Origin of the sequence: Ruegeria sp. HKCCSP346 (assembly GCF_017872595.1) — a bacterium.
Taxonomy (GTDB): Bacteria; Pseudomonadota; Alphaproteobacteria; order Rhodobacterales; family Rhodobacteraceae; genus Ruegeria.
Genome location: NZ_JAEDOT010000001.1, coordinates 1684521 through 1698533 on the forward strand (window position 1 = coordinate 1684521; position 14013 = coordinate 1698533).

Below are 14013 nucleotides of genomic sequence, written 5' to 3' on the forward strand. Positions count from 1 at the left end.
CTTTAATCTCTCTGAGGTTCGAATTTTCGGGCGGTGACTTCGATCATCGCGGGCCCGCCCATGGACGCCGTTTCGCGTAACGCTTGCGCGATGGACTGCGGCTTATCGGGAACCCTGGTGTGTGGAATGCCAAAGGATCTGGCCGTTGCTGCAAAATCGGGGGGTGTGGGGTCACATCCTATGACCGTCACGCCTGCATCCTGCATCGATGTGGCGATTTCCCGGTACCCGCGATTGTTCCAGATCACGAACGTGACCGGCAGGTTTTCGTCTACTGCGGCCATTGCTTCCGGCATAGAAAACTGCGCCCCGCCATCGCCGACGATGCATATTACCCGCGCCGTTGGATCGGCAATCGACGCACCGATGGCTGCTGGTATGCCATAACCAAGCGCACCATAGCCCGTTGCCGCATTGAACCAGCCGCCAGCCCGGTCGTGGTCATAGTAAAGATTGCCGGCATAAATTGGCTGGGTGGAATCCCCGACCATCAGAGCATCCGGAGACGCCGAGCGCATCGCATTCAGTATCTCCACCTGTTGGCGATAATCCGGACCAATCTCCTGCCAGGCCGCATCGCGCGTTTTTCTGGCACGGTCCGCACCGTCGCTGTGCCGTGCCCTCTGCGGCAAGGCCTTACACAGCGCTGGCACAACCAAGCCTACGTCACCTTGAATGGCAATCGCTGCCTCGTGCCGCGAAAGCTGATCGCTGCACCGATCAACCCGTATCAGGTTTGGCAGTTTCGCAAACTGGCCGGTGGCATACATGTCATAATCGGTCGGCCCCAGCTCGGTTCCCAAGGCCAGAACGCAATCGGCGCTTTCCAACAATGCGCGCACCGCGTTCAGGCTGGGGCTGGCCGGAACGGTCAGGGCATGTCCGTGCATCAGGCCGCGCGCGTTGACGGTTTGCACAACAGGGGCACCCAGAGCTTCGGCCAGTGCTTGCAATCCCGCCTCGGCACGTTTTGCGCCGCCGCCCGCCAGAATGACGACTTTCTTTGCCTCAGCCAATTGCCCTGCAGCCTGTCTGATCAATTCCGGGCTGACCGGAGGATCAGGGTCAGGCGTCTCGACTGCTGTTTCCTGATAGTCCGCCGCTGCGACATCCAACGGAACCTCGATATGCGTCGGCCCGCGGCGACCATTGCTGAGGCCGTGAAAAACGCGGTCCAAAACCGGGGCCAGAGCGCTGGGGCCGGTGACCTGTTCGGACACCAACGCAACCGTTTTCGCCAACCCGATTTGGTCCGGCAATTCGTGCAGATGCCCCAAGCCCTTGCCAAGCGATCCGGTTTTGTTGACGCCGGACACCACCAGCATCGGTATTGAATCGGCCCGCGCCTGCGCCATCGGCGTCAGCGTATTGGTCAATCCGGGGCCGGTGATCACAAAGGCAACACCCGGTTTGCCCGACACACGGGCATAGCCATCGGCCATGAAACCCGCCCCCTGTTCGTGTCTGGGCGTCACATGTCGTATGCCCGAAGCCGCAAGCCCTCGGTACAGTTCCACCGTGTGAACGCCCGGAATTCCGAAGACGCAGGTCACATCCCGCTGGCGCAGCCCGGCAACCAGAGCTTCGCCAACTGTCATACTGCTCATGCGACCTCGCGTGATTTGCTGTTGGCGTGATCGATGATACGGGAAACCGCAGTACCAAAATCCGTGTCATTGATAGTCAAAGCGACCCGCACCCAGTCCTTCAGGCTGTCACCAAAGGCGGATCCCGGCATGACGGCCACCCCGGCCTGTAGCAGATCCCAGGCATAGGCTTCGCCATCCAGCCCGGTGGCAGAGACATTGATGAGTGCGAACATTCCCGCTTCGGGCCGGTGAACAATCAGATCCGTTTCAGCTTCAAGACGATCGGCCAACAGGGTGGCGCGGCCAGAAAAGCGGGCGGCCATCCCGGGGGCAACCTCGGACCCGTCACGGATCGCTTTTTCGGTCATGTCCGCGATGAACGGCTGATTGCCAAAAAGCATGGTCTCGGAATAGGGCAGCAGCGCTTCGCAGAACGCGGCGGGCCCGACGCACCAGCCACTGCGGAACCCCGGAGCGGCATGAGACTTCGAGATGGATGATACGCCAATGACACGATCCGCCAGTTCCGGATCTGCCAATGGTGAAACAAATCGTGCACCGTCAAAGATCAGTTCTTCATAGACCTCGTCCGAGATGATCCACAAATCACGCGCAATCGCCAGCTGCCCGATCTCGGCAATGTCCGCGGCGGTCAGGATCGCGCCAGTCGGGTTATGCGGTGTTGTCAGAAGAATGGCGCGGCTGCGCGGAGTGATGCGGGCCGCGATATCTGCGGCCTGCATGCGAAACCCTTTCTCGGGCCGCAGCGGTACGGGTACTATCTCGGCCCCGGATGCACGAATGACACCTTCATAGGTCGCGTACATCGGATCGCCGACCAGAACTTCGTCGCCCGCCTCGGCGACCCCGGCCATGGCTGCGAAAAGGGCGGTTTGCGTGCCGGGAAAGCACAGAAAATTCCCGGGCTCGAAAGCCCGCCAGCGAGAGGCAGAATAGCGCGCAGCCAGAGCGTCAAGCAGCCCTGCTTCACCGCGCCCGTTGGAGTACCCTGTCCGCTGCGCCCGCAATGATGCAACGGTGGCTTCGACCAGCACGTCCGGCACCGGAACGTCCGGTTCTCCTATCGTCATTTCGACGATGTCCGCTCCGGCCTTGATAAGGTCGCGGGCTTTCAGATGTACGCCCCATTTGGCGCCACCCAAGCCCGCCAACCGTTCTGTCACCGATGTGGTCTTCATGACTGCTCCACCCCTTTGGTCAATGGAATCCCGACGATGGCGCTGACGGAATCCAAACCGATCCGCGCCAGCTGGCCTTCGGAAAACGCATCCGGAAGCGCGCCCCCTTCCAGCCACAGGCCGTCGATCACCGCGTTGCAGGCGATGGCCAGTTGCATTGCCTCTGACGCGTCAACCGAACGCCCGGCTTCCTGCAATGCCGCGACGATCAGCTTCTCGAGGTGATCCCGGAAATAGTCATAGGTTCGCTGGTGAATGCGCTGCATTTTCGGGTCATGCTGCACCTTGTTCAGGAAACCCGCCCACAACGCCACGGCGCTTGGATCGACGATCGGCTGTCGCAGTGACGCGTCGACGAAGTTGGTCAACTGAGAAACCGCGCTTCCGGTTCCTGATGACGCCGCTGTCTGGTCCGTCAGCGTATTCATGTGGTGCTCATACGCCGCCTGAACCAGTTCGTCCTTGGATGAGAAATAGTGCCGGATCAAACCTTGGGTCACATTCGCACGGGCTGCGATCTCGCGCACCGTGGCACCCCGAACGCCCATCTCGGCGATCAGGTCCAAAGTCGCCAGAATCAGCGCCTCGCGGCGAACCTCGGCAGACTCACGTTTGAATTTGCGGCTTTCGTCCTGCACGTCAGTGTCATCCATGGCACGGAGTTATTATACACTTGCATAATTGCGAGATTCGGGGCTTACTGCAAGCTGAAATCAGAAGATTCTTGGATATGGACACAGCCAAAGCAGTTTCACCCGCACCCGAAACAACCACGCCCGACGAAGCGATCAAGGTTGAGGATCTGCACAAGTCCTTTGGCACGCTGGAGGTTTTGAAAGGCGTATCCCTGACCGCAAACAAGGGGGATGTTGTTGCCATTATCGGGGGGTCAGGCTCTGGAAAATCCACCATGCTGCGCTGCATCAACTTTTTGGAAACGCCGAGTTCCGGAAAGATAACCATCGGCGGGGAACCCGTTGAAATGCACACCGATGGCAGCCCCTCCAACCGCCGCCAGATCGAACGTATCCGCACGCGTCTGGCCATGGTTTTCCAGCAGTTCAATCTGTGGACACACCGCACGCTTCTGGAAAACGTGATCGAAGTGCCAGTGCATGTGCTCAGGGTGCCAAAGGCCCAGGCGATCGCACGGGCGCATGAATTGCTGACGCGGGTGGGCCTTGGCGACAAGGCTGACACCTATCCGGCCTATCTTTCGGGTGGTCAGCAACAGCGCGCCGCCATTGCCCGGGCGCTTGCGGTCGATCCTTCGGTGATGCTTTTCGATGAACCGACGTCGGCGCTTGATCCCGAGCTTGTTGGCGAAGTTCTGACCGTGATCCGCGATCTTGCCGCCGAAGGGCGCACAATGCTGCTTGTCACCCATGAAATGAAATTCGCACGCGAAGTCGCAGACCACGTTGTCTATCTCTTCGAGGGCCGCATCGAAGAGCAGGGCCCACCTGCCGAGGTCTTCGGAAACCCAAAATCAGAGCGCCTGAAGCAGTTCCTCAGCTCGGTCGCCTGAATCGGAATAACAAAACAAATAAACCAAAAGGGAGTATCAAAATGAACGTCAAGAAACTGCTCGCGTCCGGCCTTGCCGCCGCTGTCCTTTCGGCTGGTATCGCCAGTGCAGAAGAGGTCAAGATCGGCATCGCAGCCGAGCCCTATCCGCCATTCGCCTCGCTGGACAGTTCCGGCAACTGGGTCGGTTGGGAAATCGATGTCATCAACGCTGTTTGCGCTGCCGCGGAACTCGACTGCGTTATCACGCCAGTCGCCTGGGACGGTATCATCCCGTCGCTGACCGGACAGCAGATCGACGCCATCATGGCGTCTATGTCGATCACCGAAGAGCGGCTGAAAACCATTGATTTCAGCGATCCTTACTACAACACACCTGCCGTCATCGTCGCGGACAAATCGATGGATATCGAAGCGACCCCCGAGTCGCTGGCCGGTAAGGTTGTCGGCGTTCAGGCGTCGACCATCCACCAGGCTTATGCGCAGGAATATTTCAAGGATTCCGAACTGAAGGTTTATCAAACTCAGGATGAGGCCAACCAGGACCTGTTCGCAGGTCGTATTGACGCCACTCAGGCCGACAGTATTGCCATGGCGGACTTCGTGAACTCGGATGCCGGGGCATGCTGTGAAATCAAAGGCGCCGTCGCAGATGATCCGGCCATCCTGGGCCGGGGTGTTGGTGCGGGTGTTCGCAAGGGCGACGATGACCTGCTTGCAGCGCTGAACAAGGGCATCGCGGCAATTCTTGCCGATGGAACGCACGAGAAGATCACTTCGAACTATTTCTCGGCCAGCATCTACTAAGCGGCTGCCGTGACCGGACTGTTGGAATCGCTTGGATTGGCGCAGAGCGCAGAGCTTCTGTCGCTGTCGCCACCGGGTTGGGGGGGCAATCTGCTGCGCGGATTGTCCCACTCATTGCAGATCGCTTTTGGTGCATATGCGCTCGGCCTCGTGATCGGATTGTTCGGAGCCTATGGCAAGCTTTATGGCGGGAAGGTCACGCGCGATCTTCTTGCCATCTACACGACCGTGATCCGGGCCGTGCCGGAACTGGTCCTGATCCTGATCCTGTATTACGTGGGATCTGACATCATCAACAAAATCTCTGCTGCAATGGGCGGAGGTCGGGTCGAGGTCAATGGCGTCGCTGCGGGCATTTGGGTTCTGGGCGTTGTACAGGGCGCATATGCAACCGAGATCCTGCGCGGAGCCATACAGGCGGTTCCACCCGGACAGATCGAGGCCGCCAAATCCTACGGGATGCCCGCCTTCATGACCATGCGCCGCGTGACGATCCCCGCCATGATGAGCTTTGCCGTACCCGGCCTGGCCAACTTGTGGCTGATCGCCACCAAGGACACCGCCCTGCTCGCGGTCGTGGGATTCAACGAACTGACACTGGAAACCCGGCAGGCCGCCAGCAGCACACGCGCCTATTTCACCTTCTTTCTGGCGGCGGGTTTTCTCTATCTCATGGTCACCCTGTTTTCGGGTGCCATCTTCGCGCGGATCGAAAAATGGGCGCGTCGCGGTCAACCTTCTCTGAAAGGAGGTGGCAGATGATCGATCTCAGGTCTTTGATGCAACCCCATCGCATCGTGATGATGCTGATCTTTGCCGGGATCGTGATCTGGTGTGCCATGTCTTTGCGATGGGACTGGTTGCCAAAATACGCCCCGCTTGCCTTGCAGGGAATCTGGACCACGCTCTGGCTGCTTGTTGTCACCGTCGTTCTCGGATTTCTGCTGGCCGTACCACTCGGGTTGGCCCAAGCCGTTGGACCCTGGTACCTTGCGGCCCCCGCCAAGGCGTTTTGCACCATCATTCGGGGCACACCCCTGCTTTTGCAGCTTTGGTTGCTGTATTATGGCCTCGGCTCATTGTTCCCTCAATTCCCCTGGATACGATCGTCCGAGCTTTGGCCGTATCTGCGTCAGGCCTGGCCTTATGCGGTGCTGGCACTAACGCTTTCCTATGCCGGCTACGAAGGTGAGGTAATGCGCGGAGCCTTCAAAGGCGTCGCCAAAGGTCAGCTGGAGGCGGCAAAGGCGTTTGGCATGCCCAGGCTGACAATGTTCCGCCGCATCTGGCTGCCGCAGGCAATCCGCAACGTTCTGCCGACCCTGGGCGGTGAAACCATCCTCCAGTTGAAGGCGACGCCCTTGGTCGCCACGATTACGGTGGTTGATATCTATGCCGTGTCATCGCGGGTGCGGTCCGACACGTTCATAATCTACGAGCCGCTCATCCTGCTGGCCGTATTCTACATTCTCGTTGCCGGTATTATTGCCCTGATGTTCCACTGGCTGGAAGTGAAGGTGCTGGGAACCGGAAGCCGAAATGGGCCAGCCGGATAGTACAAGCCGGAAGTAAAGCGAGACACACTGGCCTATTCCGGGCACAGATTTCGTCGGCGCGTTTGCAGATCGATCGAAACCATGGGCACACGATCAAACGGTTGCCCGAAATGATTTGGGGAAGGTTCGGCTTGCAGGCCCCTGCGGCGAAGGCACTGGCAGCCCAGGGGCAGAGCCTGACTTTCTTATCCATTGCGCAACAACCTGGAACAGCGCGGCGCAATCGTCTGGTCGGCGCAGTGGCGGATGTCGCGAAGCATTGCAAACTTGCCCCCTCGTCCTTTGGGGCGCGTTGCATGAGGCGCGCATTCAGCGCAGGCCCGACAGAACCTAATGCCGCAAACCCGCATTCGGGTTTGAGCCGACGATCATCATTTTTTGGGGTGAAACACCTTTGATCGCGCGAATGGGCAGTATCTGCCCTGAACGCGGGTCATGGTGAGCCACGAACTGGTCATACCCATCGGGTCTGTTTGCCAATCAGAACAACGCTCAGATCGCCAGATACTCCTCACGAAGACTGGTGTCCTCAAGCACTTCTTTTGCCGTTCCGTCGAACACGATGGTACCGGTGTCAAGAATGATCGCGCGGTCCGCCAGTTCCAATGCGCGCACAGCGTTCTGTTCAACGATGATCGTGGTCATACCCTGCTGCTTGACATGTATGAGGGTTTTTTCGATTTCGTCGACGATGACAGGCGCCAAACCTTCATACGGCTCATCCAAAAGCAGTACCTTGATGTCCCTGGCAAGCGCTCTGGCGATTGACAGCATCTGCTGTTCGCCACCCGACAATGTAATCCCTTCCTGCTTCCTGCGCTCACCGAGACGCGGAAACAGCTCGTAAAGCCGTTCAAGGGACCATCCGATCGGAGGAGCAATCTGTGCAAGTTGCAGATTTTCTTCGACTGTCAGGCCGGGAATAATGCGCCTGTCTTCCGGTACAAGGCCAAGGCCAGCCGCTGCTGCTTCATAGCTTGTCATGTTGTGCAGCGGTTTGTGGTCCAACCAGATTTCGCCATGTCTTACTTCGGGTTCTGCGACCCTTGCAATCGAGCGCAGTGTCGAGGTTTTGCCCGCACCGTTTCGCCCAAGAAGAGCAAGAATCTCGCCTTCATGCACATTGAAGCTGACACCCTGCACGATATAGCTTTCTCCGTAATAGGAGTGCATATCCCAAACGGAAAGAAACGCAGGGGCGGTGCTGGCCAGATTGGCGTTTTTCGAAAAGTCAGGTTTCTCGTTCATAGCGTTTCCTTACGCAGCCTCGCCCAGATAGGCTTCGCGAACCTTTGGGTTTCCGCGGATGTTTTCAGGAGTATCTTCAACCAGGGGTGTCCCCTGGGCCAGAACAGTGATGCGTTCGGCAAGGCTGAAGACAACATGCATGTCATGCTCGATGATCGCGATGGTGATGTCGCGTTCTTCCTTGATCTGTTTCAGCAGGTCGATCGTGTTGTTGGTATCCGCCCTCGCCATCCCCGCCGTCGGTTCATCCAGCAGCAACAGCCTCGGATTCTGGCTGAGGCACATGCCAATCTCGAGCCGGCGCTTGTCGCCGCGCGACAGCGAGGCTGCATGCATCTCACGCTTGTCGGCCATGTTCATCTCTTCCAGCATGGCTTCGGCTTGTTCAACAACAGCTTTTTCGTTGGCGATGGTCTCGTATGCATGCATCCGGAACGCGCCATCCCGCATGGCGAAGATCGGAATCAACATGTTCTCCATCACCGTCAATTCACCAAAAATCTCTGGTGTTTGAAACACGCGGCTTATGCCCATCTGGTTGATCTGGAAGGGTTCAAGCCCCAAGACCGATGCGTTGTCGAACAATACGGACCCGGTATCTGGCATGAGCTTGCCGACCAGACAATTCAGCAAGGTCGACTTGCCCGCACCATTGGGCCCGATGATTGCGTGAACCGAATTCTCCTCGACACTGAGATTCACATCCGTGAGCGCCTTGAGGCCGCCGAAGCGCTTGCTGACGTCTTTGACTCTTAGAATTGCCATGGCTCGCCCCTTATTCCGCCGGTTCCGTTTTGCCCGACGTCGCGTCGTCGGATTTTGATTTCTTGCGCTTGAGCCGGTTCAGCAAACGCTGACCACCTTCGACAAGACCACCCGGCAAGTAGATAACGACAAGCATGAAAAGAATGCCCAGCGTCAGATGCCATCCCTTGCCGATGAACGGATGGATCAAGAAAACCACCGCGTCCTCCAGCCCGTCAGGCAGGAATGCAAACCAGCTGTGCAACACGTTGTCGTTGATCTTCGAGAAAATATTTTCGAAGTACTTGATGAAGCCTGCACCCAGCACCGGCCCGATCAGTGTGCCGGTGCCGCCCAGGATCGTCATCAGAACGACCTCGCCCGATGCGGTCCACTGCATGCGTTCGGCACCTGCCAGCGGGTCCATTGCGGCCATCAGCCCACCAGCCAGGCCGGCATACATGCCCGAGATGACAAAAGCTGCCAGCGTGTACGGTTTCGAGTTCAGGCCAGTGTAGTTCATCCGCTGCTGGTTTGATTTGACGGCCCGCAGCATCATCCCGAAAGGTGAACGAAAAATTCGGATGGACAGATAGAATACCACCATCATGATCACCGCACACAGATAGTATCCCGCGTTGAAATCAAAACTCCATGCGCCCACGTCCAGCGTGTAGGTTGCGCGCATCGGCAACCCGAACAGATGCGGCAGGTCCGGCGAGTTCGCCCCTTGCAGAATCTGTGGATCATCCGCGTAAACCTGCAATCCCGTTTCCCCGTTCGTCAAGTTGAACTTGGGGTTGGACAACACCGAGTAAGCCAACGCAAAGCTCATCTGGGCGAAGGCCAGCGTGAGGATCGAAAAATAGATGCCCGACCGGCGCAGGCTGACAAATCCGATCAGCAATGAGAATACCCCGGCGACCACAACGCTGAGTGCGATGGCCGGGATGATGTTGTAACTTAGCAGCTTAAACATCCATACGGCGGAATAGGATCCAACGCCCAGAAAGGCCGCGTGTCCGAATGACAGGTATCCGGTAAGGCCGAACAGGATGTTGAAGCCGATGGCAAAGATGCCGAAAATCACAAAACGCTGCATCAGATCCGGATAGCCCGCGTTGAACTGCGCCATGGCGCTGCCTTCCGGGAACGGATTCAGGATGAAGGGTGCCAGCATCGTCAGGATGCCGACGATGATCAGCAGGCTGGTGTCTTTTTTGTTCAGTCCCAACATCGATTATTCCTCCATCACGCCTTTGCGTCCCATCAAACCGCGCGGGCGTGTGAGCAGCACAATAATGGCAACAAGGTAGATGATGATTTGGTTGATGCCCGGGATCGTCGTTGTGGCCCAGGTCGTAGAGGCGAAGCTTTCGAGAATGCCCAGCAGAAAGCCAGCCAGCACCGCGCCGGGAAGAGACCCCATGCCACCAACGACAACCACAACGAAGCTGAGGACCAGAAAATCCATCCCCATGTGATAGTTTGGTGGGTTGAGCGGCCCGTACATGACGCCCGCCAAACCGGCCACCGCGGCAGCGATACCGAACATGATCGTAAAACGCCGGTCGATATTGATCCCCAGCAAACCCACAGTTTCGCGATCCGCCATGCCGGCGCGCACAACCATGCCGAAGGTGGTGAATTGCAGGAATGAGAAGACGGCACCGATAATGGCAACCGCAAAGCCAAAATAGACCAGGCGCCAGATCGGGTAGATGATCGCGTTGGGATCAAACCCGATCATCGTGCCAAGGTCGATAGAGCCACTCAGCGCGTCGGGCGGCGGCGTCTGAATGGGGTTGGCACCGAAGAAGTACTTTACGATTTCCTGCAACACGATCGCCAGGCCGAACGTGACAAGGATCTGGTCCGCGTGAGGGCGCTTGTAGAAATGCTTGATAAGCCCGCGTTCCATCACATAACCAACCGCCAGCATGATCGGGATCGCAAACAGGATTGCCAATGGAACGGACCAGTCGATGATCGTCGCACCAAACTCCGGGCCGAACCATGCCTCGACATAAGGGGTTTCCACTTTCAGCGGGTTGCCAAGAAAGTCGGTTTGGCTCTCGTCGATGGTTACAAAGCTCAGGTTCATGAGCTTTTGCAAAGTGACGGCACAGAACGCACCGATCATGAACAGGGCCCCATGGGCAAAGTTCACAACGCCGAGCGTCCCAAAAATAAGCGTCAGCCCCAGCGCAATCAGCGCATAAGCCGACCCTTTGTCCAGACCGTTCAGAATTTGCAATAGGATGGCGTCCATTGGCCCACCTCAGGGTTGGTCAGTGTGAATTGAGTGGCACAACAGGATCAACCCTGCTGTAGATGTCTGGCCACCATTTTTGGCAGCCAGACTTTGATACGCGGTCTTATGCGCCCGGGTTACACTCACCCAGTGCGCCACCGGCAAACATCGGATGCTCCGGATCGTATTCGACCTGCGCGCGTGGGGTGATCTCGACGATCTCCAGCGTGTCATAGGCGTTGGTCGGGTTCATGTTGCCACGCACGACCAGCACGTCTTTGAAGCACTGGTGGTCATCGGCGCGGTACAGGGTCGGACCGTTGCCCAGCCCGTCGAACTCGAAGCCTTCCAGGGCCTCGACGACGCCGCATGGGTTGAAGGTGCCGGCGCGCTCGCACGCATCCGCGTACAGCAGAACCTGGGCATAGCAGGTCTGGGCCGAGTTGGACGGCGGCTTGCCGTATTTCTCGCCGAAGGATTTCACGAAGGCTTTTGTGCCTTCATCTTGCAACTGCCAGTTCCAGTTCATTGAACCCAGCACGCCCTTGATGTTCTCGCCCGCACCGGCGGCCATCAGCTCCGAATACAGCGGCACGACGATCTTGAAGTCCTTGCCGTTGGCAACTTTGTCGAGCAGGCCGAACTGAATCGCGTTGGTCAGCGAATTCACCATATTGCCGCCATAGTGGTTCAGAACCAGAACATCCGCGCCCGAGTTCAGTACCGGAGTGATGTAGGACGAGAAGTCTGTTGACGCGAGCGGCGTTTTGACGGTGTTGACCGTTTCCCATCCCAGGGCTTCGGTCGAGGCGACGATCGACTCTTCCTGGGTCCAGCCCCAGTTGTAGTCCGCCGTCAGGTGATAGGCGCGGCGGTCGTTGCCCATCTCGGCCGCCAGCACCGGCGCAAGCGCAGCGCCCGACATGTAGGCGTTGAAGAAATGGCGGAAACCATTGGCCTTCTTGTCCTTGCCGGTCGTGTCGTTGGCGTGGGTCAGACCCGCCATAAAGATCACACCCGCTTCTTGACACAGGCCCTGAACCGCAACGGCCACGCCCGAGGACGACCCGCCGTTGATCATGATCGCACCGTCTTTTTCGATCATCGACTTTGCGGACGCACGTGCGGCGTCTGACTTGGTCTGGGTGTCACCTGTGACGAAATCGACCTTCTTGCCGAGGATGCCATTGCCCTTCAGCGCCTTCGACGTGAAGGTGTTCAGGCAACCGCCGTCACCCTCTCCGTTCAGGTGTTCCACCGCCAGCTGTTGCGCCAGCAGCTCGTCATTGCCCTCTTCCGCATACGGCCCGGTCTGGGGAACATTGAAGCCCAGGGTCACGGACCCTCCGGTTGGTTCGTTGGTGTAAGCGGCCGCCGACGAAGCCGTGAAGATCGTAGGCAGGGCCAGACCGGTGCCTGCAACGGCACCAGACTTCAGCACGCCGCGGCGTGTGACAGATTTATTGGTCATTAATTCCTCCCATTTCCCTTTCTCTCGTCGTCTGGCTCCTCTTCCAGCAGACGAAAGCGCACTTATGTGCATTTCAATAATGGAAAGGCGGTGGAAAATTTCACAACAAATTACTGGATTTGAAACAAAATTTTGTAAACGTCTTGACGAAAACCAAGATCGTTTGAAAAACTTTTTTGTTTGATTTAATTTAAATACATATTTTTCATATATTTAAATGTAAATATCAATGACACGGTTGTCAGGCATGACACCAATATTCGTTCTCTGCGGCATCAAAAGCCGACTTGCAATACAAAGCCAGCATTTTCAACACGCTGAATGGAAACAACCTCTTCGCTCATCTGACGGTCCAGTTTGATTGTTGGCGCATGATCGTCCACGAGTCCGCCGGTATGATCATATCCTGCACGCGTGGGCGACATCCCAGTACGCTGAGCGGTCTTTCGTGTTCCGGTGTTTCGTCCATTCCACGATCAGGATCCGTTTGCCTAAGCCACCACCCTAATTTCGGATGCTGACGTCCGCTGTGACTTGTCAAGCCGGTGCGGAGCGCGACAGACCATTGGTCAGTGAACCAAAACCGCTGCCCCTTGCAATCGTCCGGCGCTCAGATCCGCGAGGGCTGTGTTGGCGTCCTTCAGTGAATATCTTTGGGTCCGTGTCTGGATGCCAGCGGCTTGGGCCATTGCAAAAAACGCCTCACCATCCTGGCGCGTCAGGTTTGCGACAGACAGGATTTGGCGTTCCCCCCAAAGATCGCTGTAGGGAAAGGACGGAATGTCGCTCATGTGAATTCCGCCGCAAACCACGCGGCCGCCCTTGCGGACAGCTTGCAGCGCTTTGGGCACAAGGGCCCCGACAGGTGCGAATATGATTGCAGCATCCAGTTCCACCGGTGGTCGCTCGTCAGACCCACCAGACCAAACCGCACCAAGATCACGCGCAAACTCCTGTGCCTCGATATCGCCGGACCGGGTCAGCGCATATACATTCCGGCCCTGCCAGACGGCCAGTTGTGCAAGGATATGCGCGGCAGCTCCGAAGCCATAAAAGCCGATTTCCTTGGCATCCTGGGCCATTCGCAGACAGCGAAACCCGATAAGCCCGGCACATAACAACGGCGCCAGTGCAACCGGATCGGCAACCTCTGGCAGGGCAAAAACATACCGTGCATCCGCAAGGCAGGCTTCGGCAAATCCTCCGTTTCGCGTGTATCCCGTGAACACCGGCGCGTCACACAGGTTTTCCTGTGCGCGATGGCAATACGGACATTTCCCACATGTGGATCCAAGCCATGGCACACCCACGCGCTGACCGGCATCCAGCCCTGTAACGGCATCCCCCTTTCGCATGATCCGCCCAACGATTTCGTGGCCCGGAACCAGTGGAAGTTCAGGATGTTCGAGGTCACCATCGACGATGTGAAGATCCGTTCGGCAAACACCACAAGCCTCGATCTGGATCTCGATATCATGAGGGCCCGGCGTCGGAAGTTCGATGTCTTCCAGTCTCAGCGCGCGGCCGGCCTCGTTCAAAACCATTGCGCGTGTCATGGTCCAACTCTCCAGATACATCCGCCCAAAATCATCTGTGTATTGCCTCTTATCGTTGCATA

General features: G+C 57.6%; 14 protein-coding genes. 4 read left to right on the top strand and 10 right to left on the bottom strand.

Features of this window, described 5'->3' with window-relative positions; genetic code table 11:
- Positions 1 to 2: 2 nt before the first annotated feature.
- Genes I9185_RS08470 through I9185_RS08480 form a run of 3 tightly spaced genes read right to left on the bottom strand, consistent with a single transcriptional unit; the run spans position 3 to position 3441 of the window.
- Positions 3 to 1607, bottom strand: coding sequence for a 5-guanidino-2-oxopentanoate decarboxylase (locus tag I9185_RS08470; protein ID WP_210092770.1), 1605 nt, complete (start codon positions 1605 to 1607; stop codon positions 3 to 5).
- On the bottom strand, positions 1604 to 2788 hold the full coding sequence (locus I9185_RS08475; RefSeq protein WP_210092771.1) for a pyridoxal phosphate-dependent aminotransferase: 1185 nt from the start codon (positions 2786 to 2788) through the stop codon (positions 1604 to 1606). The genes I9185_RS08470 and I9185_RS08475 overlap by 4 nt, the downstream gene beginning before the upstream one ends.
- Positions 2785 to 3441, bottom strand: a complete 657-nt coding sequence (locus I9185_RS08480; RefSeq protein WP_216598219.1) for a TetR family transcriptional regulator C-terminal domain-containing protein — start codon at positions 3439 to 3441, stop codon at positions 2785 to 2787. The genes I9185_RS08475 and I9185_RS08480 overlap by 4 nt, the downstream gene beginning before the upstream one ends.
- 77 nt (positions 3442 to 3518) lie before the next feature.
- Here I9185_RS08480 and I9185_RS08485 point away from each other — a divergent pair, with 77 nt between their 5' ends.
- The 4 genes from I9185_RS08485 to I9185_RS08500 are packed head-to-tail and all read left to right on the top strand — an operon-like array spanning position 3519 to position 6678.
- On the top strand, positions 3519 to 4316 hold the full coding sequence (locus I9185_RS08485) for an ATP-binding cassette domain-containing protein (RefSeq protein WP_171634592.1): 798 nt from the start codon (positions 3519 to 3521) through the stop codon (positions 4314 to 4316).
- 41 nt (positions 4317 to 4357) lie between these two features.
- Complete coding sequence (locus tag I9185_RS08490) at positions 4358 to 5122, top strand: transporter substrate-binding domain-containing protein (protein ID WP_171634594.1); 765 nt, start codon at positions 4358 to 4360, stop codon at positions 5120 to 5122.
- Between the two features lie 9 nt (positions 5123 to 5131).
- Positions 5132 to 5884: an ABC transporter permease gene (locus tag I9185_RS08495; protein WP_152459071.1), complete on the top strand. Its 753-nt coding sequence runs from the start codon at positions 5132 to 5134 to the stop codon at positions 5882 to 5884.
- The gene (locus I9185_RS08500; RefSeq protein WP_209832236.1) at positions 5881 to 6678 is read left to right on the top strand and encodes an ABC transporter permease subunit; all 798 of its coding nucleotides are present in this window, start codon (positions 5881 to 5883) and stop codon (positions 6676 to 6678) included. The genes I9185_RS08495 and I9185_RS08500 overlap by 4 nt, the downstream gene beginning before the upstream one ends.
- 492 nt (positions 6679 to 7170) lie before the next feature.
- On the opposite strand, the gene I9185_RS08505 is transcribed toward I9185_RS08500, so the two are convergent.
- The 7 genes from I9185_RS08505 to I9185_RS08535 all read right to left on the bottom strand — a co-directional run bounded on the left by I9185_RS08505 (position 7171) and on the right by I9185_RS08535 (position 13951).
- Positions 7171 to 7926 carry an ABC transporter ATP-binding protein gene (locus I9185_RS08505; RefSeq protein WP_171634599.1) on the bottom strand — a complete coding sequence of 252 codons (756 nt, stop codon included), beginning with the start codon at positions 7924 to 7926 and terminating at the stop codon, positions 7171 to 7173.
- 9 nt (positions 7927 to 7935) lie between these two features.
- Positions 7936 to 8691 carry an ABC transporter ATP-binding protein gene (locus I9185_RS08510; RefSeq protein WP_152459074.1) on the bottom strand — a complete coding sequence of 252 codons (756 nt, stop codon included), beginning with the start codon at positions 8689 to 8691 and terminating at the stop codon, positions 7936 to 7938.
- A gap of 10 nt (positions 8692 to 8701) precedes the next feature.
- On the bottom strand, positions 8702 to 9907 hold the full coding sequence (locus I9185_RS08515) for a branched-chain amino acid ABC transporter permease (RefSeq protein ID WP_171118889.1): 1206 nt from the start codon (positions 9905 to 9907) through the stop codon (positions 8702 to 8704).
- Between the two features lie 3 nt (positions 9908 to 9910).
- Complete coding sequence (locus I9185_RS08520; protein WP_171118891.1) at positions 9911 to 10942, bottom strand: branched-chain amino acid ABC transporter permease; 1032 nt, start codon at positions 10940 to 10942, stop codon at positions 9911 to 9913.
- A gap of 106 nt (positions 10943 to 11048) precedes the next feature.
- Positions 11049 to 12395: a substrate-binding protein gene (locus I9185_RS08525; protein WP_210092772.1), complete on the bottom strand. Its 1347-nt coding sequence runs from the start codon at positions 12393 to 12395 to the stop codon at positions 11049 to 11051.
- 275 nt (positions 12396 to 12670) lie between these two features.
- On the bottom strand, positions 12671 to 12820 hold the full coding sequence (locus I9185_RS08530) for a hypothetical protein (RefSeq protein ID WP_210092773.1): 150 nt from the start codon (positions 12818 to 12820) through the stop codon (positions 12671 to 12673).
- 144 nt (positions 12821 to 12964) lie between these two features.
- Positions 12965 to 13951, bottom strand: a complete 987-nt coding sequence (locus I9185_RS08535) for a zinc-dependent alcohol dehydrogenase family protein (RefSeq protein ID WP_210092774.1) — start codon at positions 13949 to 13951, stop codon at positions 12965 to 12967.
- Between the last annotated feature and the right edge of the window lie 62 nt (positions 13952 to 14013).